This is a genomic window from Mycobacterium scrofulaceum, from assembly GCF_001667885.1.
GTDB classification, from domain to species: domain Bacteria; phylum Actinomycetota; class Actinomycetes; order Mycobacteriales; family Mycobacteriaceae; genus Mycobacterium; species Mycobacterium scrofulaceum_C.
The window spans coordinates 63,204-87,546 of the sequence record NZ_LZJW01000087.1 but is presented as its reverse complement, the minus strand read 5'-3'; the positions used below and the strand labels follow the sequence as shown (position 1 = coordinate 87,546).

Sequence of the window (24,343 nt, the reverse complement as noted above, 5' to 3'; positions counted from 1 at the left end):
ACCGCCATGGCACTCAGCTCGCTCACCGAGTTGGACCAATACAAGGCCGCGCCGTTTCCGCCCGGCTACCCCGAGGACACGCGGACGTTCTACAGTCCGGTCGATCGGGTGCACGAGGCGCTCAAGGCCTTGTTGACCTCGGCCAACAAAAGCATCGTGGTGGCGATGTACGGCTACGACGACGCCGAGTTGAATTCGGTGCTGCAGTCGGCGCTCAAGGACGAAAAGATGTATGTGCAAATGAGTCTCGACTCCACCCAGGCCGCGGGGAAGTCCGAGCGGGCCCTGCTGGCCCCGTGGCTCAACGACAAGATCGGCAACAGCATCGCGATCGGGCACAGCGAGAAGTCGGCGATCATGCACTTGAAGATGGTGATCATCGACGGCGTCGACGTCATCACCGGCTCGACCAACTGGTCCACCGGCGGAGAATCCAAGCAGGACAACCAACTCACCGTGATCCGGGACCCGTATGTGTGCGCGGAGGCGCGTTCGCGGATCGACATCATCCACGACGTCATGCTCAAGCAGATGGCCGCCGCGGCGCAATCCGGCGGTGCGCACTAGGGCGCGGCGCCGCCCGCAAACGATTGCAGCCGCTGGGCCAGTCCGGTCGCCCGCACCGCGCGGCGCTCGATCGCCGCCCGCACCGACGCCTCGGTACCCGACACCCGGACCTTGGCCTTCGCCCGGGTCACGGCGGTGTAGAACAACTCCCGGGTCAGTAGCCGCGAATCCTCCGGCGGCATCAGCACCGTCACCTCGTCGGCCTGGCTGCCCTGACTCTTGTGGATCGTCATCGCGTGCATGGTCTCGACGTCGGTGAGCCGGCTGGTCGCGAAGCGCAACGTTCCGGTGGCGCCGGCGATGACGGCCCGCAGCCCGTCGTCGCCGACCACGACCACCCCGGTGTCGCCGTTGTAGACCTTGAGCCCATAGTCGTTGGCCGTCACCAACAATGGCCGGCCCGCATACCACGCCGACGACGGCTGCTGACCCGTCTCCTCCGTGAGCCAGCGCTCCACCTGCCGATTCCAGTGCGACACCCCGTAGGGGCCGTGCCGGTGCGCGCACAGCAGCCGGTGCTCGTCGAGCGACGCCAGCGCCGCGTCGGTGGCGCCGAGGATCGCGGCCTCACGCACCCGCAGCGCGTGCGGGACCAGGACCGCGCGCAGCGCGTCGGTGGGACCGTCGGCGTCGAGCCATTCGATGTGCTCACCGCCGGCCCGCAGCAGCCCCATCACGCGGTCCGCGTCGCCCACCCGGATCGCTTCGGCCAACGCGCCGATCGACTCGCCGAATCGATGCGGGGTGCGCAGCGCCGCGACCCGCACGTCCGCTCGCGCCGTCAGCCCGTCGACCAGGTCGGCCAGCACCGCCCCGGCCTCCACCGAGGCCAGCTGGTCGGGATCGCCCACCAGGATCAGCCGGGTATCGGGCCGCACCGCCTCCAGCAGCCGGGCCATCATCGTCAGCGACACCATCGACGTCTCGTCGACGACGATCACGTCGTGCGGGAGCCGGTTGCCGCGATGGTGCTTGAACCGCACCGACGTATCCGGCCGCGAACCCAGCAGCCGGTGCAGCGTCGTCGCCGGCAGGCCCGCCAGCCGGCCGCGGTCCGCCGCGTCGAGCCTGCGCACCTCGGCGGCCACCGCCTCGGCGAGCCGGGCCGCGGCCTTACCGGTCGGCGCGGCCAGCGCGATCCGGGGCCGCGCCAGCCCGGCGCGCTCGGCCTGCCCGGCGAGCAGCGCCAGCAACCGCGCGACCGTGGTGGTCTTGCCGGTCCCGGGGCCACCCGTGAGCACGGTAACCGCTTGCGAGACGGCGATTTCCGCGGCCGCGCGTTGCTCTTCGTATCCCGGCGGGAAGAGTCGATCCGAATCCGGCGCGTCGCCCCGCGCGACGGGCGCGGAGAGCGCGAGCAGGTCGGCGCACACCTGCTCCTCCTCGAGCCAGTACCGGTCCAGGTACACCAGTTCGCCGAACAGCCGCAGCACCGGGGGTGACCCGAGCAGCGGGCTGGCGCGCACGGCGGCCATCCAGCCGGACGGGTCGGGCCACGGCAGGTCGGCGACGCCGACTTGCGCCGCCACCGCCCGCAGGTCCACGCACACCGAACCGCCGCGCAGCGCCCGCACCAGCAGCGCCACCGCCAACGCCACCTGCTCGTCCGGCTCGCCGGCGAGCGCCGTAAGCCGCTGCGCCACATGGACATCGGCGGCCTCGAACACGCCGGCATCGGTGTACGTCCGCAGCAGACCCTCGGCGGTGATCGCCTCCAGAGTCATGCGACGGCCCTCCCGTCGAGCAGGTCCGACAGCTCGGCGATCAACGACGAAGGCGGCCGCCAGCCGAACACCCCCGACGGATGACCGTCGACCACGGGCGTGGCCGCGCCACACATGCCGCGCACGAACAGGTAGAGAACACCGCCAAGATGCGCGTCGGGGTCGTAGCCCGGCAGGCGCCACCGCAGGAACCGGTGCAGGACAACGCTGTACAGCAGCGCCTGCAGCGGATAGTCCGAATGCAGCATCGCCTCGACCAAGCGCGGCCGGTCGTAATCGGCGGACGTCAACGGACGGTCCGGGTCCCCGAGCCAGTTGGTCTTGTAATCGACCACCACGTAGCGATGGCCCCCGGCTCCTTCGGGCACGCGCAACACGGCGTCCACCGAACCGGTCAGGTAGCCCCGCAACGGCTGCTCGCCGAGGGGGCGGCTTGACAGGCGGTCGGCGTAAGGCGCCAGCGCGTCGCCGGCTGGTAGGTGCGCTCGCAGCAACGCACCCATGTCCGCCAGCCGGATCTCGGGCGCGGCGGAACGCAGGTCGCCACCGGCGAGCGGGAATTCGAAATCCAGCTCGCGCAGTCGGTCCGGAAGCCCGATGCGCCGCAGCGTCAGGTTGCCGGCCAGCGGTCCCAGCGGCGTGTCGTGCATCGGCACCATGGCCGCCGCGAGCGCGTCGGGGGGCACGTCGACCGGCCACCACACCGAATGGGCGCGGACGTGCGCCTCCAGCTCGGCGGCCAGATCGGCGGCCAGCGGGTCGGCCGTCTCGAGCACGGCGTGCACCAGCGTGCCGAACTTCGCGCCCATCGGCAGGTCCGCCATCGGCGACGGCACCTCCGGCCCGGAAGCGTTCTGCGCCAATGGTATTTCGCCGGCCTCGTCGTCCAGCTCGGTGACCTCCGGCTCGCTGCTGACCCCGGCCTCCTCCGCGATCCGGATGAGGCCGGAGTAGGAGGTGCGCCGCCACCCGGTGTCGATGGCGCGGTGAAAGTGCCGGCTGTCGAGGTTGGTTGGCACCGGCTGCGGCGGCACGGACGGCGCGGCGGCCACCACCGACCGCTCGATCACCGGGCCGCCCGCGGCCTCCCATTCGCGCAAGCGGTCGAGGGCGTCGTCGTCGGAGATCTTCGCCGGCTCGCATCGGTCCGGCACGCACGGCTCTGCAGGCCGCCGGCCGCGCAGCAGCCGCGACAGCCCGCCGTTGGGTTCGTCGAACGCCGGTGACCACCACGCGATTACCTGCGACTGGGCCCGGGTCAGCGCCACATAGGTCAGCCGGCTGTCGTCGCTGGCGTCCTCCTTGCGGCCCAGTACCTCGACGGCCTTGAAGTCGGGGCTGTCCTTGCCGCCGATGTGCAGGCAGCGCACGCCCGTGTCGTGGAACAACACCACATCGCGGTCCTGGGTGTTGCGGTTGAACGCGAACGGCAGATACACGATCGGGTATTGCAGGCCCTTGCTCACGAACACCGTCATGATCTGCACGGCCGCCGCGTCGCTGTCCAGGCGCCGGTTGCGTTCGGGCGCGCCGGCGCGTTCCTCGCGCTGCCTGCGCAGCCAGTCGCGCAGCGCCGGCAGGCTGGAGCGCTCGCGGTGGGCGACGTCCTGCAGCAATTGCGCGATGTGGGCCAGGTCGGTCATGTGGCGTTCGCCGCCCTTGGCGGACAGCACCCGGTCGTCCATGCCGGAAAGCTGTGTGGCCTCGAAGATGGCGGCGACGCCGCGCTCGCGGGCGTGGCCGGCCCACTCCCGCAGGGTTTCCGCGACCCGGTCGGTCAGCGCGTCACCGCCGGCCGCCAGCGATTCCGCGGTCTCGCCGAAGAACATGGTGGCCGCGGCGGCGCGCACCATGCCGGGGCGGTGCGGTTGGTCGAACGCCTCCAGCAGGCAGAGCCAGTCTTCGGCCGCGTCCGAGCCGAAAACGTCGGAATCGCCGGTGTACACCGCCGGCACGCCCGCGTCGCACAGCGCCTGGTAGCAGGCGGCCGCGTCCTTGTGCTTCTCCACGATCACGGCGATGTCGCGGGCCCGCAGCGGCCTGCCCGCGAACGTCGCGCCGGCCGCCAGCAGGGCGCGGATGTCGCCGGCGAGGTCGGCGCCGATGTGGACGCGCAGCTCGTCGATCGGAAGATTCTGAATTCCGCTGCGCCCCAGCGTCGATCGCTGAACCACCCGCAATCGGAAGGGGTCGTTGTGCGGCGCGCCGGCGAGCCGGTGACCCCGATGGTAGGCGTCCACGTCGTCCACCACGATCGCGGGATCGCCGAGTTGGGCGCCGCGCAGCACCACCTGCAGGCGCTCGATGAGCGCCGCGTCGCTGCGCCAATTGGTGCCCAGCGTCTTCTTCTCACCCGCCGTCTCGGCCGCCCGCAGATACGTCACGATGTCGCCGCCACGAAACGCGTAGATGGCCTGCTTGGGATCACCGATCAGGATCAGCGTGGAGCGGCCGCTGAACGCGCGATCGATCACCTGCCACTGCACCGGGTCGGTGTCCTGGAACTCGTCGACCATGACGATCGGCCAGCGGTGGTGCATGCGCACCCGCGCGGGCGAATCGTCGGTGGCCAGCGCGTCGGCGAGCCGGCTCAGCAGGTCGTCGTAGTCGAGGACGCCCAGCCGGCGCTTGCGGGTGTCCAGCTCCGCGAGAACGTCTTTCGCGAATGCCACGCAGACGGCGGCACGTGAGCCGGGCTCGGGGTCCAACGGGCGCAGCTGCGTCGACGGGTTCTTGACGACCTCGCGCGCCAGGCGCAGCGCCTCGCGATAGGCCAGCGCCGGGTCGTCGCGCTCGCGACCGAAATGGGCGAGGTACAGATCGTCGACGATCTCGACGATCAACTCGTCCAGGCTTTCCAGCAGCGTGACGTTCGCGGTGGTGTCGCCGGCCACGCCGAGGGACTTCAGCACCAGCTGGCAGAACTGGTGGGTGGTGGCGATGGTCGCGGCATCGAAGCCCGCCAGGCCGTCGCGGAGCCGCTGCCTGCGCTCGGCCCGGTCCTGGTCCGTGCCGTCCAGCAGGTATGTCACCAACTCGTTGCCGCCGGCGGCCGACGGATCGTCGAAAGCCGCCACCGCCTCGACCATTTGACCGCGGACCCGTTCCCGCAACTCCTGGCTCGCGGCCCGGCCGAACGTGATCAGCAGCATCTGGTCCAGCGTCGCCAAGCCCTCGGCGAGGTAGCGGGTCACCAGGCCGGCCAGCGCGAACGTCTTGCCGGTGCCCGCGCTGGCCTGCAGCACCGTGGTCGACCGGTCGGCGGGCAGCGGGCCGAGCAGATCGAAGCGCTCCGTCACCTGACTCATCTCAGGGCTTCCTCTCGGCCCGCAGCATCGGCAGCCAGACCCGCGCGGCGTAGGCGCCCAACCGGGTGTCTTCGCCGTCGAACTCCTCACCGGGGCGCGCGGGCGCGATCAGGTCGGTCATCCGGGTGTTCTTGCCCCAGGCCCGCACGTGGGCCGGCTCCTCGTGCTCGTACTTCCACCGGTATTGGGCCTCGCGCAGCGGATCGTCGCCGCAATGCCGGGCGGCCGCCCACGCGTAGGACGTCTTGATGGGCAACGGAATCGGCTCCCGGCGGCCCGCGTCGTACACCGCCACCAGCTCGCGCAGCACCGCCAGGGCGTCGTCGTGAGGGCGTCCCAGCCCCTCCACCCGCGGGGTGGTGCCCCGTTTCAGGCGGCCGATGCACACCGCCGACCAGTCGCGGCCGGGATCGTGAGCGACCAAGGCCAGCAACGGAATCCACGACTCGAGCAGGTGCTTGCCGTCCAACTTGGAGTACGTCACCGACACCAGCCGCTCGCCGTAGACCGGCGACACCGTGCCCGTGAGCCGCCGCCCGGAGCCGAGATCGATGTCGACGTCATAGGCCCGGGCGTCGGCCCTGCGGTATTGCTGCGCCGCGGCCGCCAGCAGCGCGGCCTGGTCGCGGACCTCTGTCGCGGTGCGCCAGCCGAGTTGGCCGGGCGGCAAGGTGCCGCGCCGCCACTCGGCCTGCCGCGCATCGTCGGGTGTCCACCCGCGCAGGATGTCGCCCAGCATCCGGTCACCGACCGTCCACTCCTCGAGGGCATCCAGGTCGACGGGCATGGCGTCTTGCACGCCGTCGACATCCCGCGGCAGCGTGAAGTCCAGCGCGCGGAAGAAGCCCTTGACCGGATCCTTGAAGAAGCCGACCAGGTCGGCCAGGATGACGTCGTCGGCGGGCGGTGGCGGCAACGGCCCCGAGATGAACCGGGGCGCCTCGCCCCGTTCACCCGCGGCGACCCGGGCCGCCCGCAGCACCGTCGGGTCGAAGCTGAAGGGCACCTTCGGCACCAGCCTTCCCGGGATGACGTTGCGAATGTCGAAGGGCTGCAAGGGATGTTCGACCACGATTCGCGGGCGGATCTTCTCGCCCGAGACGGTCATGTCCAGCGTGTCCAACAGTTCGGCCAGCGGCACCGCCGGCGGGCGCGGTTGGCCCGAGTACTCGTTGGCCCCGGTGTAGGTGATGACCAGCTTCTCGGTGGCCGCGCCGATGGCGTCGAGCAGCAATTGCCGGTCCTCGGAACGGATGTCGCGCTCGCCGGTCATCGGGTCGCGCGCCAGCGCGTCGTCGCCGTCGACGACGCCGAGCCGCGGAAACACCCCGTCGTCGAGGCCGACGAGGCACACCACCCGGTGCGGCACCGAACGCATCGGGACCATCGTGCACACGGTCAGGGTGCCGGTGCGGAAGTTGGCCCGTGTCGGGCGTCCCGCGAGGCGTCCGTGCAGCAGCGCCCGGATGTCGGGCAGCCGCAGCGGGGTGTCCGCCCGCGGCCCGGCGTCGGCCAGCGTCGAGGCGAATTCCCGTTGCAGCTGGGCGGTCTGCCACAGGTCGGCGTCGTCCACGCGGGTCAACAGCTCGATCCCGTCGGCCAGCGCGGCCAGCCAGTCGCGCAGCGGCCTCGTTCCCGTCAGCGAGTCGACCACGCGCTGCAGCCGGGACACGAATTCGGCGAGCTGGCCGGCCAATTGGACGCGGTTGCTGCTCACATCGTCCAGCGGCAGCGTCGCGTCGATCCAGGCGTGCGAGTCGTCGGACATCGCCACGCCGGCCAGCACCCGATCGATGCCGAAACGCCAAGTATTGTGCACGAAGTCGACGTGGTAGGGCCGCCGGTGTTCCTGGTCGAACCCCCAGCGGATGTTCGCCTGGCGGACCCAGCGGGTGATGGCCTCCAGGTCGTCGTCGGTGAAACCGAAGCGGGCCCGCACCGGCGCGGCCTCGGCGAAGTCGAGCACCTCGCTGGCCGTCACCCGGCTGCCCGCCAGCGCCAGCAGCTGCGAGGCGACGCCGAGCAGCGGATTCGTTTGCAGCGGTGAGCGATCCGCGAGCCGCACCCGCAGCCGGTGCGCGGGATGCGCGCCGCGCACCACGTCGCCGAGCCCGAAGTCGGCGACGATCAGCGGCGCGTACGTCTCGATGTCCGGACACATCACCAGGATGTCGCGCGGCTCCAGCGTCGGGTCGTCTTGCAGCAGGCCCAGCAGCACCTCGCGCAGCACGTCGACCTGGCGTGCCGGCCCGTGGCAATTGTGCACCTGCACCGAGCGGTCGTCGTCGGCGAGCGTACGCCCTTGTGGCCGAACGGCATTCGCGGCGATGTCGGACTGCAGCCAGCCGAGCAGGGTGTCGGGCCGCTGCGCCGCGGGCAGGTACTCGTCGGTGTGCGGGCCGGCGGGCAGGCCGCGTTGCAGCTCGCGCAGGTCGCGCCCGAGCGTCGCCAGCAGCGGGTGGTTCACGGCGCGGTGGCCGGTGTCGGCGCGGCGTGGGATCGCCCCCCGGGCGCCGGCCAGCGCGCGCCAGAGTTCGTCGCTGGGATGCGGCAGCCACAGGTGCAGGTCGTGGTGGGCGGACAACGCGTCCAGCAGCTCCACGTCGGTGCGCGCCAACCGGGTGTGCCCGAACAGCGACAGCCGCTCCGGCAGGTCGGCCGGGCCTGTCCGGAGCCGGGTCACGGCCCGCTGATGGCGGACGTGCGGGGGATCGGCGGGCACCGCGGCCACCAGCGCCCGCCACAGCTCGGGCTGCCAGGCCAGGTCGGGGTCGAGGTCACTCGGGTCGCCGGCCAGCCAATCGGCGAGCAGCTCCGGACGCTGCCTGGCGTACGACGCGAACAGGCCGGCCAGCCGGCGCGCCACCGAGTAGCGGCGACCGCGGCGCAGCTCGGCCTCCGCCTCGGTCGACGCGAAGTGACCCAAATGCGTTGCCAGCGTGCGGCACCACGGTTCGTCCAGCGAGCAGTCGATCACAGCCAGCAGCGGCCACGCCATCGCGTCGGGTGACCACGGATCCTCGTCGGCCGTGCCGGTGAGTTCGGCGATCAGGGACGCCGGGTTGCGGAACGCGACTCCGGCGCACACCCCGTCACCGGCGCGGGAGCGGCCGAGCACATGCGACAGCCGCTGGCTGAGCCAGCGTTCAACGCCGCGCGCCGGCACCAGCACGAGTTCCTCGGTGAAGGGGTCGGTCGGTGGGTTGGCCAGCAGGGCGCCGAGGCCGTCGGCAAGGAGGTCGGTGCGTTCGGCACGGTGGAGATGAAGCGGCATCGCGGTGCCACGATAGCCCCGGACGCCGACAGGAGGGGGTTACTTGGCCAGCGTGAACTGGTTGATGTCGATGTAGCCGTCCCGGAACGCCTTGGCGCAACCGGTCAGGTACCTCATGTAGCGCTGGTAAACCTCTTCGGACTGGATCGCGACCGCCTCGCTGTGGCGGGCTTCCAGCGCCGCGGCCCACAGGTCCAGGGTGCGGGCGTAGTGCAGCTGCAGCGACTGCCTGCGGACCAGGTTGAACCCCATCTTCGACGCGTGGAACTCCACCATCTCGATCGGCGGCAGCTGACCGCCCGGGAAGATCTCGGTGGCGATGAAGTCGTTGAAGCTGGTCTGCTCCTCGGTCATCGGCAGGCCGTGCTCGACGATCTGCTCCGGTGTCAGCATGGTGATCGTGTGCAGCAGCATCACCCCGTCCTCGGGCAGGACGCGGTAGGCCTTCTGGAAGAAGTCGTCGTAGCGGTCGTAGCCGAAGTGCTCGAACGCGCCGATGGAGACGATCCGGTCGACGGGCTCGTCGAACTGCTCCCAGCCCTGCAGCAGCACCCGCCTGCTGTGCGTGGTGTTCATCGCGTCGAACATCTTCCGCACGTGCGCGGCCTGGTGCTGCGACAGGGTCAACCCGACCACGTCCACGTCGTATTTCTCGATCGCACGCCGCATCGTGCCGCCCCAGCCGCACCCGACGTCCAGCAGCGTCATCCCGGGCCGCAGGCCCAGCTTGCCCAGGGCGAGGTCCATCTTGCGCAGCTGCGCCTCTTCCAGCGGGATATCGCGCATCCGGTCGAAGTAGGCGCAGCTGTAGGTCATGGTGGGGTCGAGGAAAAGCCGGAAGAAGTCGTCGGACAGGTCATAGTGCGCCTGGACGTCCTCGAAGTGCGGCGTCAGGTTTTCAGTCATGCCGGCTACGCGCCTTTCTGATCCGGGGCCATTCAGCTGTACACGAGCCCGCGGCGCAGCTGGTTCACCATGGCTTCCCGGATGGGCCGGAATAAAACTTCTGCGGGCCCGTACGCGGGGAATTCCGACGACGTTACCCCCGTTTACCGGGCGTCAGCCCGAAACGAGGAGGAATGCATGGAGGCTTGGGACGCGATATGCGCGCGGCGCAACGTCCGGCAGTACACACCAGAGCCGGTTTCCGAAGGGGACCTCAACCGCATCGCCGAGGCCGGCTGGCGCGCGCCGTCGGCGAAGAACCGGCAGCCGTGGGACTTCGTCATCGTCACCGACCCCGAGCAGCTGCGGGAGCTGTCGACCGTCTGGCAGGGGGCCGGCCACATCGCCGCCGCGGCGGCCGCGATCGCGATCGTCGTGCCCGTGCCGCCCGATGAGCGCCGGGTGATCACCGACAACTACGACGTCGGCCAGGCCACGATGGCGATGATGATCGCGGCCACGGACCTGGGGATCGGCACGGGCCACTCGTCGGTGGGGGATCAGGAGAAGGCGCGCGCCATCCTGGGTGTCCCGGAGGACCGGCTGGTGGCCTTCCTGCTCGGCGTCGGGTATCCCGCCGACCGTCCGCTCACCCCGATCCGCAAGCCGAACCGGCGCCCGTTTTCCGAGGTGGTCCACCACGGACGTTGGTGAGCCGAAACGGCCGTAGGCTCGTCACCGTGCACGACCACCGGGGCGATTACGGAGTCGACGGCTCGTTCCACACCCTGTCCGCGCGTGGGCAGGCGATGGGCCTGGTCGCCCTGACCGGCGCGCTGGCCGGGTGGGCCGCGCTGGGCTGGGCGCGCGGCAAGCGGCTGACGGCCGCGCTGGCGGCCACGTCGGGCATCGGAATCGCTTCCAGCGCAACGCTTTACGCTTATGCGACGCGGGTCGGCAAGTTCGTGACGTGGACCGGGTGCTCGACGACCTTCACCTCACGGGCGATGAAACGGTACTCGACCTCGGCTGCGGGCGCGGCGCGGTGCTACTGGCCGCGGCCAAGCGGTTGCCGGGGGGCCGCGCGATCGGGGTGGACCTGTGGCACGCCGACCAGACCGACAACTCCCCGAAGGCCACCCTGGCCAACGCGGCGCTGGAGAACGTCGCCGATCGCATCGAGGTGCACACCGCCGACATGACCGCCCTACCGTTCGCCGACGAGAGCGTCGACGTGATCGTCAGCAACCTGGCGATCCACAACATCCCCACGCCGACGGGCCGGCGGACGGCCCTCGACGAGGCGGTGCGGGTGCTGCGCCCGGGCGGTCGGCTGGCCATCGCGGACCTTTGGGAGACCCGTCAACACGCCGCGCATTTGCGGGAGCTGGGTTGGCGAAACGTGCGGCGCCGCAACCTCGGATGGCGCATGTACTACGGCGGTCCGTGGTTTGCCACCCGGCTGGTCACCGCGACCAAGCCCTCGTGAGCGCCGGGCGGTCCCGAAGGTGCGCCGCGAGCGGCGCGTGCATGCTTGGGGGCTATGAACAGACATGAGATCACCGAGCAGATCGTCCTGTCTCGCCTGCGGCTCGGCCTGACCTGGCAACAGCTGGCCGACGCCATCGACAGGCCGGTGGTATGGACCACCGCGGCGCTGCTGGGCCAACACCCCATCCCCGCCGAGCTGGCAAGGGTGCTCGTGGACAAGCTCGACCTCGACGAGTCGGTGGTGCCCGTGCTGGCCGCGCCGCCGATGCGTGGCGGGCTGCCCACCGCGGTGCCGACCGACCCGACCATCTACCGCTTCTACGAGGCGCTGCAGGTCTACGGCGGTGCGATCAAGGAGCTGATCCACGAACAGTTCGGCGACGGCATCATGAGCGCGATCAACTTCAGCGTCGATCTGCAGAAGAAGTCACACCCGTCGGGTGATCGCGTCGTGGTGACCCTGGACGGTAAATTCCTTCCCTACCAATGCGTTTCGGCGGACGCCTGAATGCCGCCGGCCCCCAATCGGTAGGCCCGGTGCTCTGCGCCGGCACGCCGGGGCCGGTTCCGCCGAACCGGTGAAGTGACGACGCTTCGCGCGCGTGTCACACTGGCGTCGAGGAGGCGAAGGGAACGCGGTGGCGGCTTAACAGCTGCCACCGCGTTCGCCGTTCAGCTCAACAACATCTGCGGTGAGAGTTCCTTCAGCATCGCGTTGGCCCAGCGCATCTGCGCGCCTACAGGCCGAATTCGGCCTCGATGCCGTCGATCCCCGCGCGGATGGCCTTCAGTGCCTCGGCCCGGGCGCGCAGTTTGGTCGCGGCGTGGGCGTGCTGGCGCAGGCCGGCGAATTCGCGCGCGGCCTCCTCCGCGCGGCTCACCACCATCTCCGGCAGCACGATCTCGTCGACGAATCCGGCGGCCAGCGCCGTCTCACCGAAGAACGTCTTGGCCAGCCCGGCGGCCTGCTGGTACGCCGACTGCGTCAACCGCAGCTTCATGATCTCTAGGGCGGCGTACGGGATGACCATGCCGATCGCCACCTCGTTGGCCTGAATGTTGTAGGCGTGCGCGGCCACCCGGTGGTCGCCCGACGCCAGCAGGAACGCCCCCATCGCGATGGCGTGGCCGGTGCAGGCCATCACCACCGGCTTGGGATGCGACAACAGCCGGTAGGACAGCTCGAAGCCGCCGCGCAGCATGTCGATCGCCGGCTGCGCCTCGCCGGAGGTCAGGATCTTCAGATCGAACCCGCCGCTGAACACCCGCTCGTTGCCGGTGATCACCAGCGCCCCGGCGTTGTCCGCCTCGGCCCGGTCGATCGCCTCGCCCAGGGCCTGCTGCATCGTCGGGCCCAGGGCGTTGACCTTGCCGTCGTCCATCCGGATGACCGCGATGGAATCCTCGAGGCTGTAGTGAACCGGGCCGCTCATCAGTTGCTGGCTCCTTGCCGTCACGCCGGCTGGCTGTGGTGTTTGCCCAGGTCGTCCGGGGCCTCACTCCAGCGCAGGCTGACATCGGTGGGGTCGTCGAGCTGGCGGGTGCGCCAGCGGTCCTGCGTCTCCCGCACCGCGCCGTTGATCCGTTCGATCTCGCTGCGGAACACCTCGGGACGGGTTTCCTTGCTCGCGTAGTGGAAGTAGGTCAGCAGGCCGCGCAGCAGCTCCAGCTTCTGCTTCTCCCGCTTCGCCAGGTCGTGGGTGGTCATCAGCTCGATGCGCTGGACGGGCGGCAAGGAATCCCAGTCGAGCACCACCTGGGTTTCCAACGGAAGGCGGTCGTGTTCCCAGAACCGCCACCCGCGCGGGTGCTCCGGGGAGTCGAAGTAGCTGATGGTCCCGGTGAAGCGGGACTCGATGCCGCTGCCGATCTCGGCGCGGTCCAGCGCCGAGTCCCACACCATCCGCCACTCCTGGCCCGGCGCCAGGTACGGCAACTCGCGGGGAAGCCGGAGTTCGACGACGTCGGCGTAGCCGTCGGTCGCGCTCTCGTACTCGGCCACCGTCGGCGGGTTCACGAACGAGAACGTGATGTCGTACGCCGCGGTCTGACCGAAGTTCCTGACCACCAGTTCGATCACGTGCCAATCGGCGGGATGCGGTTCCATGAACATCGAGACCTGCGGGCGGGTCTGCTCCGCGGCCAGCCGACGGTTGCGGCTGATCTGCCGGTTGGTGAAGATCAGGGTGATGGCGGCGAGCGCGATCGCCGCCCATGCCGCCCACGCGATCCAGGTGCTGGATCCGACGTGTGTGATCCCGTGCCAGCTGTCCTGGATCCACCCCATGGAATCCACCCTCCGCTTATATCACAGGCCGGTTGCCGGCCCGTTGTGGTCGAGCGACCGTCAGCCGCCCATCAACATTCGCCATTGGGCGAGGTCCGCGGCGCGATACACGTAGTTGGAGCGCTTGACGTCCGACAGTGAAGCGCTCGGCTCCGCCGAATACCAGTGCCCCGGAAAGACCGTGGGGTCCCCGGGCAGGGTCGCGAGCCGCTGCAGGCTGCGGTACATCTCGTCGGAGTCCCCGCCGGGAAAGTCGGTGCGACCGCAGCCCTCCAGGAACAGCGTGTCACCGGCGACCAGGCGGCCGTCGAGCAGGAAGCACTGGCTGCCGGGCGTGTGGCCGGGCGTGTGCAGCAACTCGATCTCGATGTCGCCGATGCTGACCTTGTCGTGATCCTCGTGGGCGGTGAGGTCCCCGAGACTGATTCCGGTGACCCGCGAAACCCATTGCGCCTCATGAGTATTGACGTGCACCGGCACGGCCTTGCGGTCCAGCAGGTCGGCCAGGCCCTGCAGCGTGAAACCCATCATCGATCCACCGACGTGGTCGGGATGATGATGGGTCACCAGCACCCCGGACAGGTGCATGCCGTCGGCCTCGAGCGTGTCGATAAGGTCACCGGCCGCGTATGCGGGGTCGACCACCACGCAGTCGCCCGTTTGGCGGTCGCCGATCAGGTAGGCGAAGTTGCGCATCTGGGTCGCGACCATGTCGCCGGCGGCGAAGTCGCGGCCGGAGAGCAGTTGGCGAAAGTACAGCCGGTCCGTTGACACGTGACCAGACTAGGGCGTGCCCGAGCGGGGCCCGCAGCGCCGCCGCGAAGTTCGCCGGCCACCGTTCGCGAGCAGCGATTGTGTTCACGGCCGCTGGGTATTGTTGGCGCATGAGGAAGAAGGTCGAAATCGAGATCGACGTCGATCTGATCGACGAGGCGATCCGCCGCTTCCATTTGGCCGACGCCCGCGAGGCCGTCAATCTCGCATTGCGCACCCTGCTCAACGAGGCCGACGCCGACGAACCGGCCGAGGAGTACGACGAGTTCAGCGACCTCAGCGCGTGGCAGCCCCGGCCCGGCGGCGGCGCCGCCCCGTAGCGCCCATTGGTTTGGTCCGCTTGCGCGCCAGGCTGTACCCTCTTTTAGGCCCGCGGCAGCACGTCCGATTCGGGTGAACGGCCCCCTTAGCTCAGTCGGTAGAGCGTTTCCATGGTAAGGAAAAGGTCAACGGTTCGATTCCGTTAGGGGGCTCGGCGGACGCCGAGCAGGCGTGGGCGGCACTACCCCAAAAGGGGTGGCCAGAGGCGATGTAGCTCAGTCGGTTAGAGCGAACGACTCATAATCGTTAGGTCGCCGGTTCGAGTCCGGCCATCGCTACAACACAACAACGCGCAGTTTTTAGAGAGTTGAGAGAGAACCGTCATGGCTTCCAGTACCGACGTGCGGCCGAAGATCACCTTGGCCTGCGAGGTGTGCAAGCACCGCAACTACATCACCAAGAAGAACCGCCGGAACGACCCCGACCGCATGGAGCTGAAGAAGTTCTGCCCGAACTGTGGCAAGCACCAGGCCCACCGGGAAACCCGCTAGCGGCGCCCCACGACCGTTTATTCGCCACTGACTAGGTAGATTTTAGAGCCGTGCCGTTAAGCGAGAGCATCGTCGGGATGCATTACCGCTATCCCGACCATTACGTCGTGGAGCGGGAGAAGATCCGTGAGTACGCCGTCGCCGTGCAGAACGACGACGCGATGTTCATCGAGGAGAAGGCGGCCGCGGAGCTCGGCTATGGCGGCCTGCCCGCGCCGCTGACGTTCATCTGCGTGTTCGGCTACAAGGCGCAGTCGGCGTTCTTCAAGCACGCCAACGTTGCCGTCCAGGACGCGCAGATCGTGCAGGTCGACCAGGTGCTGAAGTTCATGGCGCCGATCGTGGCGGGCGACATACTGCACTGCGACGTCTACGTGGACTCGATGCGCGTTTCGCACGGCACCCAGATCATCGTGACCAAGAACATCATCACCAACGAGGCCGGTGATGTTGTGCAGGAGACCTACACGACCCTGGCGGGCCGTGCCGGTGAGGATGGAGAAGAGGGATTTTCTGATGCCACTGCGTGAGTTCAGCTCGGTGAAGGTGGGTGACCAGCTCCCGGAGCGGACCTACCCGCTGACCCGTCAGGATCTGGTGAATTACGCGGGCGTCTCGGGTGACCTGAACCCGATCCACTGGGACGACGAGATGGCCAAGGTCGTCGGGCTGGACACCGCGATCGCGCACGGCATGCTGACCATGGGCATCGGCGGCGGCTACGTCACCGCGTGGATCGGTGACCCCGGCGCCGTCACCGAGTACAACGTGCGGTTCACCGCGGTGGTGCCGGTGCCCAACGACGGCAAGGGCGCCGAGCTGGTCTTCAACGGCCGGGTGAAGTCGGCCGACCCGGAGACCAAGTCCGTGACCATCGCGTTGACGGCCACCACCGGCGGCAAGAAGATCTTCGGCAGGGCCATCGCGTCCGCGACCCTCGCATAGGTCCGGTCAATGGCACTGAAGACCGATATCCGCGGGATGATCTGGCGGTACCCGGACTACTTCGTCGTGGGGCGCGAACAACTCCGCCAGTTCGCGCAAGCCGTCAAGGACCGCCACCCGGCGCATTACAGCGAGGACGCGGCCGCCGAACTGGGTCACGACGCGATCCTGGCGCCGCTGACCTATGCGACGATCTTCGCCAAGCTGGTCCAGCTCGACTTCTTCCGCCACGTCGACATTGGCATGGAGACCCTGGTGATCGTCCAGGTCGACCAGCGGTTCGTGTTCTCCCGGCCGATCAAGGCCGGCGACAAGCTGTGGGCCCGGATGGACATCCACTCGGTCGACGAGCGGTTCGGCGCCGACATCGTGGTCACCAGGAACACCTGCACCGACGATGAGGGCCGGGTGGTCCTGCAGTCCTACACCACGTTGATGAGCCAGTACGCCGAGTCGGAGAACCTTAAATGGGACCCGGATTCCGGCCAGGTCGTCAGAACGGCGTAATTAGTATCTGGCTGGCGCGTCGATGTACACTCGGACCTCGGGGTTTTCCCAGCATTAGCGCGCTTTCCGGGATTCGAGCAATCGGAAGGCGCGCGTGTCATGTAAGCCCCGGTAGGTAAGCGCAGGTTGGCCTGCCAACCGCGAAGGGGCGTAGCTCAACTGGCAGAGCAGCGGTCTCCAAAACCGCAGGTTGCAGGTTCAAGTCCTGTCGCCCCTGCTGAACACGACGTCTGGCGACGATGCGGGCCTTTCCCGGCCCGGGGAGGAGCCGGACAAGAGATAGGGCGTGCCATGGTGGACACTGGAATAGTGGCCGTCCACCACGGGGCGGCCCGCGGGACACAAGCAAACTTAAGGAGCATGCGGTGAGCGACGAAGGCGATGCTGCCAACGACGCCACAAGCGACGGCGCTGACAGGGAGGACGACCGCGCGAGCGGCGGTCGGACCGCTGTGGTGACGCGGCCGCAGCGACCGACCGGCAAACGATCCCGGCAGCGAGCGGCCGACGCGGGCGAGGACGTCGACGTAGAGTCGGCGGACGAGGCCGAGGCCGCCAAGCAGGACAAGGGCGCCAAAGCCAAGAAGGCCACGAAGGGCAAGAAGCCGAAGAAGCCTGGAGACCGTTCGGCCAACCCGTTCGTCTTCGTCTTCAACTACCTCAAGCAGGTGGTTGCGGAGATGCGCAAGGTCATCTGGCCGAACCGCAAGCAGATGGTCACCTACACGTCGGTGGTGCTGGCGTTCCTGGCCTTCATGGTGGCGCTGGTCGGCCTCGCGGATTTCGGCCTCACCAAGCTCGTGCTGCTGGTGTTCGGCTGAGCGATAGATAGAGAGGACTGAAAACCGTGACTACCTTCGACGGTGACACGTCCGCGGGTGAAGCGGTCGACGTGGAAGAGCGCACCGAGGACGCTGAGACCACGGAAACCTCCGCGGCCGAAGCCCCCGAGGAGTCGACCGAAGAGGTCGACCCGGCGGCCGCGCTCAAGGCGGAGCTGCGCAGCAAGCCGGGTGACTGGTACGTGATCCACTCCTACGCGGGATACGAGAACAAGGTCAAAGCCAATCTCGAGACCCGCGTGCAGAACCTGGACGTCGGCGACTACATCTTCCAGGTCGAGGTGCCCACCGAAGAGGTCACCGAGATCAAGAACGGCCAGCGCAAGCAGGTCAACCGCAAGGTGCTGCCCGGCTACATCCTGGTGCGCATGGACCTGACCGACGACTCGTGGGCCGCGGTGCGCAACACCCCGGGCGTCACCGGGTTCGTCGGCGCGACGTCGCGGCCGTCGGCCCTGACGCTGGACGACGTGGTCAAGTTCCTGCTGCCGCGTGGCGCGACCAAGAAGGCCGCCAAGGGCGCGGCCACCACCGCCGCCGCCGCCGAGGCCGGCGGGCTGGAGCGGCCGGCCGTCGAGGTCGACTACGAGGTCGGCGAGTCGGTGACGGTCATGGACGGGCCGTTCGCCACGCTGCCCGCGACCATCAGCGAGGTCAACGGCGAACAGCAGAAGCTCAAGGTGCTGGTGTCGATCTTCGGCCGTGAGACGCCGGTCGAATTGACCTTCAGCCAAGTCTCGAAGATTTAGAACGTTAGTTAGGAAGGAACACCAACACCCATGGCCCCGAAGAAGAAAGTCGTTGGGCTGATCAAGCTGCAGATCGTGGCCGGGCAGGCCAACCCCGCCCCGCCGGTCGGACCCGCGCTCGGCCAGCACGGCGTCAACATCATGGAGTTCTGCAAGGCCTACAACGCCGCCACGGAGAACCAGCGCGGCCAGGTCATCCCGGTGGAGATCACGGTCTACGAGGACCGCAGCTTCACGTTCGCGCTCAAGACGCCGCCGGCGGCCAAGCTGCTGCTCAAGGCCGCGGGCGTGGGCAAGGGCTCGGCCGAGCCGCACAAGACCAAGGTGGCCAAGGTGACCTGGGACCAGGTTCGCGAGATCGCCGAGACGAAGAAGACCGACCTCAACGCCAACGACATCGACGCCGCCGCCAAGATCATCGCCGGGACCGCCCGGTCGATGGGCATCACCGTCGAATAGTTTCCGACACCGTGGGAGGGCCAGCTTCGGCCCGCTGCTTAACCACGACCCAACACCAGATTGGATGAATCAATGAGCAAGAACAGCAAGGCATACCGCGCCGCCGCCGAGAAGGTGGACCGCAACAACCTGTACAGCCCGCTGGAGGCGGCCAAGCTCGCCAAGGAGACCGCGTCGGCCAAGCAGGACGCGACCGTCGAGGTGGCGATCCGCCTCGGCGTCGACCCGCGCAAGGCGGACCAGATGGTCCGCGGCACGGTCAACCTGCCGCACGGCACCGGTAAGACCGCCCGCGTCGCGGTGTTCGCGGTCGGCGACAAGGCCGAGCAGGCCCAGGCCGCCGGCGCCGACATCGTCGGCAGCGACGACCTGATCGAGAAGATCCAGGGCGGCTTCCTGGACTTCGACGCCGCGATCGCGACGCCCGACCAGATGGCCAAGGTCGGGCGCATTGCCCGCGTCTTGGGCCCGCGCGGTCTGATGCCCAACCCCAAGACGGGCACCGTCACCCCGGACGTCGCCAAGGCCGTGGCCGACATCAAGGGCGGCAAGATCAACTTCCGCATCGACAAGCAGGCCAACCTGCACTTCGTCATCGGCAAGGCGTCCTTCGACGAGAAGGCCCTCGCGGAGAACTACGGCGCCGCCCTCGACGAGGTGCTGCGGCTCAAGCCGTCGGCCTCCAAGGGCCGTTACCTGAAGAAGATCACGGTGTCGACGACCACGGGCCCGGGCATCCCGGTGGACCCGTCCGTCACCCGGAACTTCGCCGAGGCCTGAGCCGCAGCAGGGCCGGCTACCCGCCGCACTCGGCGATGCGGCGCCGCAGGAACTCGCGGCCCGGCTCGGAACCGTTGACTGTCAACGCTTCTCGGTACCAGACGACGGCCTCGGCCGGCCTGCCCGCGCGCCGGAGCAGGTCGGCGCGCACCGTCGCGACGAGGTTGGAGCGGCTTAACCGGGCGTCGGGCGCCACCTCGTCCAGGGCGGCCAGGCCGGCGTCGGGACCGTCGCGGAAGCCGACCGCCAGGGCGCGGTTGGCGCGCACGACCGGCGAGTTGGTCAGCCGCAGCAAGCGGTCGTAGGCCGCGCAGATGGTGACCCAGTCCGTCCGCTCCCAGCTGGGCGCCGTCGCGTGCACCGCGGCGATCACTGCCTGCGCCAGGTAGGGGCCGCCCGATCCCTCGGCCAGCCGGAGCCGATCGAGCCCCCGGGCGATGCGGCCGCGGTCCCACCGGCGGCGGTCCTGGTCCTCGAGCGGGACCAGCATCCCGGCGTCGTCGACCCGGGTGGCCCGCCGCGAATCGTGCAGCAGCATCAGGGCGGCCAGCGCGTGGGCCTCGGGCTCCTGCGGCATCAGCGCGCACAGCTCCCCGGCGAGCCGGATCCCCTCGTCGCACAGTTCGTCGCGGATCGCCGACGGGCCGGCCGTCGACCAATACCCCTCGGTGAACACCGAATACACGCAACCCAGCACGTGCGGGGTGCGTTCGGGCAGCAGCTCGGCGGGCGGCACCCGCAGCGGAATGTTGGCGTGCCGAATCTTGCTCTTGGCGCGCGTGATCCGCTGGCCGATCGCGGCGTCGGTCTGCAGCAGCGCGCGGGCGATCTCGGTGACGGTCAACCCCGACACCAGCCGCAGCGTCAGCGCCAGTTGCGACTGGCGGTCCAGCGCGGGGTGCGCGCAGGTGAACATCATCCGCAGCTCGTCGTCGCGCACCGGCGACGGGTCGGTGTGTTCGGTGCGCGCCCGGATTTCGTCGACGTGATTTTTCAAGGCCGCCAATTCCTTTCCGGGGCGGACGGATTCGCGGCGCAGGCGATCCCGCGCCCGGTTGCGGGCGACGGTCACCAGCCATCCGCCGGGGTTGTCCGGCGGCCCGTCCCGGCCCCAGCTACGAAGCGCCTCGGCGCAGGCTTCCTGGACGGCGTCTTCGGCGATGGTGAGGTCGCCGGACCACCGCGCGAGCGCGGCGACGGCGGGCCCCCACTCCCGGCGAAAGACGCCGTCCAGGTCGGACACCGGCGACGCTCAGAGCCCCGAGAGCCCGGCCAGCTGCCGCACCTGCACCGTCGAGGCGGGGATCATCGACGCCAGCTTGACCGCCTCTTCGCGGTCCGCGGCGCTCAACAGGTAGATCCCGGTGGCGATCTCGGCGCCCTCCACGTAGGGCCCGTCGGTGATCAGCACCTCGCCGTCGCGCACCCGCACGGTCGTTGCCGTGGACCGATCGTGCAACGCGGCGCCGCCGATGATGTGATCGCCCGCGGCCGCATGCAGATCGGCGTGCTTTGCCGCCACCGCCTCCCACTCCGGCGTGCCCGGCGTGTGCGCCGATTCGGCCGGCTCCAGCAGCAGCGCGAGCCAGTCGTTGCCGGTCAGCTCGCGGGACAGCTCCACCGAGTGGACCGTGGGCCAGACCTCCACGGCACCGAACGTGGCGAGCGGGACGTCGCGCGCCAATGCCAGCGCCTCGTCGAGGTTCTCCGCTTCGAACAGGTAGAAGCCGCAGGCCACTTCCGCGGATTCGGCGAAGGGGCCGTCGGTGACCACCGGCGCATCCGGGCCGCCGGTGATGACCGCCGCCGCGGCGGCGGGCGCCAGGGCGTCCCCGGATTTGATCGCGGGGCCCGCCTTGGCGTGAAAGTTCCCCCAGGCGGCCATCGCGTCCGGGCTTTCGGGCGTGCGGTCCTGTTCCCTGCTGATCAATAGGGCGAAGTACTGCATCTCTCGTCACCTCCAGATAGCGAGCGAAGCCCCGTGCTCCACTCTCTACCCATCCGACGAACGACGCAGCCCTAATCCGACAGCGGCGGAGAAATCAGCTGACGGCTCCGGGCTTGAGGTAGGTCACCAGGCTGACGTCGAGTGCCTCGTCGGTGAAGTAGTGCTCGCACCCGCGCAGGTACTTGATGTAGCGGTTGTACACCTCTTCGGAGGTGACTTTGATGGCCTTGTCCTTGTTCGACTCGAGGGTGTCGCCCCAGATGTGCAGCGTCTTGATGTAGTGCGGCCGCAGTGAAAGCGGCTCGGGCACAACGAATCCCGCCTTCTCGCCGTGGTCGACCATCATCTGCGTGGACGGCAGGCGGCCACCCGGGAAGATCTCGGTGATGATGAACTTGATGAACCGCGCCGTCTCGAACGTCAGCTTCTTGCCGCGGGCGGCCAGGTCGTACGGGTGGTAGCTGACGCTGCTCTGCACGGTCATCCGACCGTCCTCGGGCATGATGTCGAACGTCCGCTTGAAGAAGTCGTCGTAGTTCTCGTGCCCGAAGTGCTCGAACGCCTCGATCGACACGATGCGGTCGACGGGCTCGGTGAAGTCCTCCCAGTTCTGCAGCCGGACCTCACGCGAACGGTCGCTGTCGATCGACGCCAACACCTGCTCGCAGCGGGCGTGCTGGTTCTTGGACAGGGTCAGGCCGATGACGTTGACGTCGAACCGCTCGACGGCGCGCTTCATGGTGGTGCCCCAACCGCAACCGATGTCCAGCAGGGTCATGCCCGGCTTGAGGTCCAGCTGGTCGAGGTTGAGGTCGATCTTGGCGTACTGCGCCTCTTCCAGCGTCATGTCGTCGCGGGCGAAGTACGCGCAGCTGTAGGTCCGCGTCGGGTCCTGGAACAGGGCGAAGAAGTCGTCGGAGACGTCGTAATGCGCCTGAATGTCCTCGGGAGCCGTCCGCGTCTTCGTCGGGCTAGTCGGTTGATCAGCCATTTTTCGTCTTGTTCTCCTGGATGGGGTTCGCCGCGTATTGCCCGCGGCGTGACGTGCAACGATACCGAAGTCTACTTTTCCAGCGTGAATTGGTTGCAGTCGATGTAGCCGGCGCGGAAAGCCCTGGCACAGCCGGTCAGGTATCTCATGTAGCGCTCGTAGACCTCCTCGGATTGGATATCGATCGCGTCGGCCCTGCGCGCCTGCAGGGCGCCGGCCCACAGGTCGAGGGTCCTGGCGAAGTCGGTTTGCAACGACTGGACGCGGGTGACCCGGAAGCCGGCCTTCGCCGCGTGTTCCTCGATCTTCTCGATCATCGGCAACCGGCCGCCCGGGAAGATCTCGGTCACGATGAACCGGATGAACCTGGCGACCTCCATCGTCAGCGGCAGGCCGCGCTCGATCACCTGCCTGCCGTGCAAACCGGTGATCGAGTGGAGCAGCATCACGCCGTCGCCGGGCAGCGAGGTGTGGGCGAACTTGAACAAGTCGTCGTAGCGGTGAAAGCCGAAGTGCTCCAACGCCTCGATGGTGACGATGCGGTCCACGGGCTCGCTGAACTCCGACCAGTCGCACAGCAGCGCCCGCCGCGAGCGGCCGGTGTCGATCCCGTCGAGCACCTCCTGGCAGTAGGCGTGCTGGTTTTTGGACAGCGTCAGCCCGACGACGTTGACGTCGTAGCGCTCCACGGCGCGTTTGAGCATCGAACCCCAGCCGCAGCCGACGTCGAGCAGCGTCATCCCCGGCTGGAGCCCGAGCTTGTCCAGCGTCAGGTCGAGCTTGGCGAGCTGCGCCTCCTGCAGGGTCATCTGCTCGCGGGGGAAATACGCGCAGCTGTAGGTCCGGGTCGGATCCTGGAACAGCGCGAAGAATTCGTTCGAGAGGTCGTAGTGCGCCCGCACGTCCTCCGAATTGGATCGCGTCCCTACAGCGCCGGCCGGGTTGTCAGACATCTGTCCTCCCCAGGGGCGGGCACGACAGAGGTGGCCGCCCACTCGGGGACGGTACTCGCCACGGATTCGAAACGCCGTATTTGCGCGCGCGTGCGCCGGAGTTTTTCCGGGCGGAGCGCTACTTGGTGAGCGTGTACTGCGCGACGTTCGAAATACCCTTGCGGAACAGGTCCGCGCAGCCGGTCAGGTAGCGCATGAAGCGGTCGTAGACCTCGACGGACTGGATGGCGATGGCCTCTTCGCGGTTGGCCTCCAGATTGGCCGCCCAGGTGTCCAGCGTCCGCGCGTAATGCGGCTGCAGGTATTGGATCTGCTCGATCGAGAAACCGCTGGCTTGCGCGAGGTCGACGATGTCGGGCTCGCCGCACATCTGCCCGCCAGGAAAGATTTCCTTGCCCAGGAAATGGAAGAAACGCAGATCCGACATCGTGATCTGAATGCCGCGATCCTTCCACGACGACTGCGGGTAGGTGAAAATGCTGTGCATCATCATCCGGCTGTTATCGGGCAGCGTCTTGTAGGCCCAATCCCAGAACGCGGGCCAGCGTTCCTTTTTGAAGGCGTCGAAGGCTTCGAAGCTGATGATCCGGTCGACCTGCTCGTCGAATTCCTCCCACCCCTGCAGCCGGGCCTCGGCCCGCCGCGTCGTGCCGAGGGCGGCCAGCCGCTCCTTGGTGCGGGCGTAATGGTTGCGGCTGAGCGTGATGCCGATGACGTTGACGTCGTATTTCTCCACGGCGCGGACCACGGCCCCGCCCCAGCCGCAACCGACGTCGAGCACCGTCATCCCCGGTTCGAGCTTCAGCTTGTCCAGCCCCAGGTCGAGCTTGGCCAGCTGCGCCTCTTCCAGCGTCATGTCGTCGTTCTTGTAGTAGGCGCAGGTGTACACCATGTTGGGGTCGAGGAACAGCGCGAAGAAGTCGTCTGAAATGTCGTAGGTTGCCTGCGACTCTTCGTAATACGGCTTCAGCTTGGCCATTGGTGGACCCACCTCCTTGGACAACCGTACAACCCGGCGACGTGGACTGAGATCGCAGGGGAAGCGTT

General features: G+C 68.5%; 24 protein-coding genes, 3 tRNA genes and 1 pseudogene. 16 read left to right on the top strand and 12 right to left on the bottom strand.

Annotation, left to right across the window (positions count from 1 at the left end; translation table 11 throughout):
• Window positions 1-6: 6 nt before the first annotated feature.
• A complete protein-coding gene (locus tag A5681_RS13365; RefSeq protein WP_067275024.1) occupies window positions 7-567 on the top strand; it encodes a phospholipase D-like domain-containing protein in 561 nt (186 codons plus the stop codon).
• Here the strand turns inward: A5681_RS13365 and recD are convergent.
• Genes recD through A5681_RS13345 form a run of 4 tightly spaced genes read right to left on the bottom strand, consistent with a single transcriptional unit; the run spans window position 564 to window position 9,779 of the window.
• Window positions 564-2,291: an exodeoxyribonuclease V subunit alpha gene (gene recD, locus A5681_RS13360; protein ID WP_067275021.1), complete on the bottom strand. Its 1,728-nt coding sequence runs from the start codon at window positions 2,289-2,291 to the stop codon at window positions 564-566. The two genes, A5681_RS13365 and recD, sit on opposite strands and share 4 nt — an antisense overlap.
• Window positions 2,288-5,599 carry an exodeoxyribonuclease V subunit beta gene (gene recB, locus A5681_RS13355; RefSeq protein ID WP_067275018.1) on the bottom strand — a complete coding sequence of 1,104 codons (3,312 nt, stop codon included), beginning with the start codon at window positions 5,597-5,599 and terminating at the stop codon, window positions 2,288-2,290. Before recB ends, recD begins: the two co-directional genes overlap by 4 nt.
• A 1-nt stretch (window position 5,600) precedes the next feature.
• Window positions 5,601-8,873, bottom strand: a complete 3,273-nt coding sequence (gene recC, locus A5681_RS13350; protein WP_067275016.1) for an exodeoxyribonuclease V subunit gamma — start codon at window positions 8,871-8,873, stop codon at window positions 5,601-5,603.
• Window positions 8,874-8,912: 39 nt separating this feature from the next.
• Window positions 8,913-9,779 (bottom strand): cyclopropane mycolic acid synthase family methyltransferase, encoded by an 867-nt coding sequence (locus tag A5681_RS13345; protein ID WP_067275014.1) that lies wholly within the window; start codon window positions 9,777-9,779, stop codon window positions 8,913-8,915.
• A gap of 177 nt (window positions 9,780-9,956) precedes the next feature.
• Here A5681_RS13345 and A5681_RS13340 point away from each other — a divergent pair, with 177 nt between their 5' ends.
• From A5681_RS13340 to cynS, 3 genes and pseudogenes are all read left to right on the top strand, one after another.
• A complete protein-coding gene (locus A5681_RS13340; protein WP_067275013.1) occupies window positions 9,957-10,472 on the top strand; it encodes a nitroreductase family protein in 516 nt (171 codons plus the stop codon).
• A gap of 26 nt (window positions 10,473-10,498) precedes the next feature.
• Window positions 10,499-11,247: pseudogene (locus A5681_RS13335) on the top strand (class I SAM-dependent methyltransferase).
• A gap of 54 nt (window positions 11,248-11,301) precedes the next feature.
• Window positions 11,302-11,757 (top strand): cyanase, encoded by a 456-nt coding sequence (gene cynS / locus A5681_RS13330; protein ID WP_067275011.1) that lies wholly within the window; start codon window positions 11,302-11,304, stop codon window positions 11,755-11,757.
• Between the two features lie 229 nt (window positions 11,758-11,986).
• Here cynS and A5681_RS13325 read toward each other — a convergent pair whose 3' ends face one another.
• Genes A5681_RS13325 through A5681_RS13315 form a run of 3 tightly spaced genes read right to left on the bottom strand, consistent with a single transcriptional unit; the run spans window position 11,987 to window position 14,310 of the window.
• Window positions 11,987-12,682 (bottom strand): crotonase/enoyl-CoA hydratase family protein, encoded by a 696-nt coding sequence (locus A5681_RS13325; RefSeq protein WP_067275008.1) that lies wholly within the window; start codon window positions 12,680-12,682, stop codon window positions 11,987-11,989.
• Window positions 12,683-12,702: 20 nt separating this feature from the next.
• Window positions 12,703-13,536 (bottom strand): hypothetical protein, encoded by an 834-nt coding sequence (locus tag A5681_RS13320; RefSeq protein WP_067275005.1) that lies wholly within the window; start codon window positions 13,534-13,536, stop codon window positions 12,703-12,705.
• Window positions 13,537-13,596: 60 nt separating this feature from the next.
• The gene (locus A5681_RS13315; RefSeq protein ID WP_067275002.1) at window positions 13,597-14,310 is read right to left on the bottom strand and encodes an MBL fold metallo-hydrolase; all 714 of its coding nucleotides are present in this window, start codon (window positions 14,308-14,310) and stop codon (window positions 13,597-13,599) included.
• A 110-nt stretch (window positions 14,311-14,420) separates the two neighbouring features.
• Here A5681_RS13315 and A5681_RS13310 point away from each other — a divergent pair, with 110 nt between their 5' ends.
• From A5681_RS13310 to rplA, 12 genes are all read left to right on the top strand, one after another.
• The gene (locus tag A5681_RS13310; RefSeq protein WP_067275000.1) at window positions 14,421-14,630 is read left to right on the top strand and encodes a type II toxin-antitoxin system VapB family antitoxin; all 210 of its coding nucleotides are present in this window, start codon (window positions 14,421-14,423) and stop codon (window positions 14,628-14,630) included.
• Between the two features lie 80 nt (window positions 14,631-14,710).
• Window positions 14,711-14,783, top strand: a tRNA-Thr gene (locus A5681_RS13305).
• A gap of 52 nt (window positions 14,784-14,835) precedes the next feature.
• Window positions 14,836-14,909: transfer RNA gene (locus tag A5681_RS13300), tRNA-Met, on the top strand.
• Window positions 14,910-14,954: 45 nt separating this feature from the next.
• Window positions 14,955-15,122: a 50S ribosomal protein L33 gene (gene rpmG, locus A5681_RS13295; RefSeq protein WP_007167776.1), complete on the top strand. Its 168-nt coding sequence runs from the start codon at window positions 14,955-14,957 to the stop codon at window positions 15,120-15,122.
• A 50-nt stretch (window positions 15,123-15,172) separates the two neighbouring features.
• Complete coding sequence (gene hadA, locus A5681_RS13290; RefSeq protein ID WP_067274998.1) at window positions 15,173-15,652, top strand: (3R)-hydroxyacyl-ACP dehydratase subunit HadA; 480 nt, start codon at window positions 15,173-15,175, stop codon at window positions 15,650-15,652.
• Window positions 15,639-16,067 (top strand): (3R)-hydroxyacyl-ACP dehydratase subunit HadB, encoded by a 429-nt coding sequence (gene hadB, locus A5681_RS13285; protein WP_067274995.1) that lies wholly within the window; start codon window positions 15,639-15,641, stop codon window positions 16,065-16,067. The genes hadA and hadB overlap by 14 nt, the downstream gene beginning before the upstream one ends.
• Window positions 16,068-16,076: 9 nt before the next feature.
• Entirely contained in the window at window positions 16,077-16,574 is a 498-nt protein-coding gene (gene hadC, locus A5681_RS13280) for a (3R)-hydroxyacyl-ACP dehydratase subunit HadC (RefSeq protein ID WP_067274991.1), read from the top strand.
• Between the two features lie 144 nt (window positions 16,575-16,718).
• A tRNA-Trp gene (locus tag A5681_RS13275) sits at window positions 16,719-16,791 on the top strand.
• A gap of 148 nt (window positions 16,792-16,939) precedes the next feature.
• Window positions 16,940-17,395, top strand: a complete 456-nt coding sequence (secE, locus tag A5681_RS13270; protein ID WP_067274988.1) for a preprotein translocase subunit SecE — start codon at window positions 16,940-16,942, stop codon at window positions 17,393-17,395.
• 26 nt (window positions 17,396-17,421) lie between these two features.
• Window positions 17,422-18,165, top strand: a complete 744-nt coding sequence (nusG, locus tag A5681_RS13265) for a transcription termination/antitermination protein NusG (RefSeq protein WP_067274985.1) — start codon at window positions 17,422-17,424, stop codon at window positions 18,163-18,165.
• A gap of 30 nt (window positions 18,166-18,195) precedes the next feature.
• The gene (gene rplK, locus A5681_RS13260; RefSeq protein WP_066952006.1) at window positions 18,196-18,624 is read left to right on the top strand and encodes a 50S ribosomal protein L11; all 429 of its coding nucleotides are present in this window, start codon (window positions 18,196-18,198) and stop codon (window positions 18,622-18,624) included.
• A 72-nt stretch (window positions 18,625-18,696) separates the two neighbouring features.
• Window positions 18,697-19,404 carry a 50S ribosomal protein L1 gene (rplA, locus tag A5681_RS13255; RefSeq protein ID WP_007167783.1) on the top strand — a complete coding sequence of 236 codons (708 nt, stop codon included), beginning with the start codon at window positions 18,697-18,699 and terminating at the stop codon, window positions 19,402-19,404.
• Between the two features lie 16 nt (window positions 19,405-19,420).
• Here the strand turns inward: rplA and A5681_RS13250 are convergent, their stop codons facing one another.
• The 5 genes from A5681_RS13250 to A5681_RS13230 all read right to left on the bottom strand — a co-directional run bounded on the left by A5681_RS13250 (window position 19,421) and on the right by A5681_RS13230 (window position 24,275).
• The gene (locus tag A5681_RS13250; RefSeq protein ID WP_067274982.1) at window positions 19,421-20,647 is read right to left on the bottom strand and encodes an RNA polymerase sigma factor; all 1,227 of its coding nucleotides are present in this window, start codon (window positions 20,645-20,647) and stop codon (window positions 19,421-19,423) included.
• Between the two features lie 9 nt (window positions 20,648-20,656).
• The gene (locus tag A5681_RS13245) at window positions 20,657-21,352 is read right to left on the bottom strand and encodes a YciI family protein (protein WP_067274979.1); all 696 of its coding nucleotides are present in this window, start codon (window positions 21,350-21,352) and stop codon (window positions 20,657-20,659) included.
• Between the two features lie 94 nt (window positions 21,353-21,446).
• Complete coding sequence (gene mmaA4, locus A5681_RS13240) at window positions 21,447-22,343, bottom strand: hydroxymycolate synthase MmaA4 (RefSeq protein ID WP_067274975.1); 897 nt, start codon at window positions 22,341-22,343, stop codon at window positions 21,447-21,449.
• 71 nt (window positions 22,344-22,414) lie between these two features.
• Complete coding sequence (locus tag A5681_RS13235) at window positions 22,415-23,296, bottom strand: cyclopropane mycolic acid synthase family methyltransferase (protein WP_067274972.1); 882 nt, start codon at window positions 23,294-23,296, stop codon at window positions 22,415-22,417.
• 118 nt (window positions 23,297-23,414) lie between these two features.
• A complete protein-coding gene (locus tag A5681_RS13230) occupies window positions 23,415-24,275 on the bottom strand; it encodes a cyclopropane mycolic acid synthase family methyltransferase (protein ID WP_067274969.1) in 861 nt (286 codons plus the stop codon).
• Between the last annotated feature and the right edge of the window lie 68 nt (window positions 24,276-24,343).

Bases quoted from the DNA above. Each gene is read 5' to 3' on its own strand.
- rplK (WP_066952006.1), top strand. From the start codon at position 18,196: ATGGCCCCGAAGAAGAAAGTCGTTGGGCTGATCAAGCTGCAGATCGTG.
- A5681_RS13230 (WP_067274969.1), bottom strand. From the start codon at position 24,275: ATGGCCAAGCTGAAGCCGTATTACGAAGAGTCGCAGGCAACCTACGAC.
- A5681_RS13340 (WP_067275013.1), top strand. From the start codon at position 9,957: ATGGAGGCTTGGGACGCGATATGCGCGCGGCGCAACGTCCGGCAGTAC.
- recC (WP_067275016.1), bottom strand. From the start codon at position 8,873: ATGCCGCTTCATCTCCACCGTGCCGAACGCACCGACCTCCTTGCCGAC.
- recD (WP_067275021.1), bottom strand. From the start codon at position 2,291: ATGACTCTGGAGGCGATCACCGCCGAGGGTCTGCTGCGGACGTACACC.
- recB (WP_067275018.1), bottom strand. From the start codon at position 5,599: ATGAGTCAGGTGACGGAGCGCTTCGATCTGCTCGGCCCGCTGCCCGCC.
- rplA (WP_007167783.1), top strand. From the start codon at position 18,697: ATGAGCAAGAACAGCAAGGCATACCGCGCCGCCGCCGAGAAGGTGGAC.
- mmaA4 (WP_067274975.1), bottom strand. From the start codon at position 22,343: ATGGCTGATCAACCGACTAGCCCGACGAAGACGCGGACGGCTCCCGAG.
- A5681_RS13325 (WP_067275008.1), bottom strand. From the start codon at position 12,682: ATGAGCGGCCCGGTTCACTACAGCCTCGAGGATTCCATCGCGGTCATC.
- A5681_RS13365 (WP_067275024.1), top strand. From the start codon at position 7: ATGGCACTCAGCTCGCTCACCGAGTTGGACCAATACAAGGCCGCGCCG.
- A5681_RS13310 (WP_067275000.1), top strand. From the start codon at position 14,421: ATGAGGAAGAAGGTCGAAATCGAGATCGACGTCGATCTGATCGACGAG.
- A5681_RS13235 (WP_067274972.1), bottom strand. From the start codon at position 23,296: ATGTCTGACAACCCGGCCGGCGCTGTAGGGACGCGATCCAATTCGGAG.
- A5681_RS13320 (WP_067275005.1), bottom strand. From the start codon at position 13,536: ATGGGGTGGATCCAGGACAGCTGGCACGGGATCACACACGTCGGATCC.
- A5681_RS13245 (WP_067274979.1), bottom strand. From the start codon at position 21,352: ATGCAGTACTTCGCCCTATTGATCAGCAGGGAACAGGACCGCACGCCC.
- hadC (WP_067274991.1), top strand. From the start codon at position 16,077: ATGGCACTGAAGACCGATATCCGCGGGATGATCTGGCGGTACCCGGAC.
- A5681_RS13345 (WP_067275014.1), bottom strand. From the start codon at position 9,779: ATGACTGAAAACCTGACGCCGCACTTCGAGGACGTCCAGGCGCACTAT.
- cynS (WP_067275011.1), top strand. From the start codon at position 11,302: ATGAACAGACATGAGATCACCGAGCAGATCGTCCTGTCTCGCCTGCGG.
- rpmG (WP_007167776.1), top strand. From the start codon at position 14,955: ATGGCTTCCAGTACCGACGTGCGGCCGAAGATCACCTTGGCCTGCGAG.
- hadB (WP_067274995.1), top strand. From the start codon at position 15,639: ATGCCACTGCGTGAGTTCAGCTCGGTGAAGGTGGGTGACCAGCTCCCG.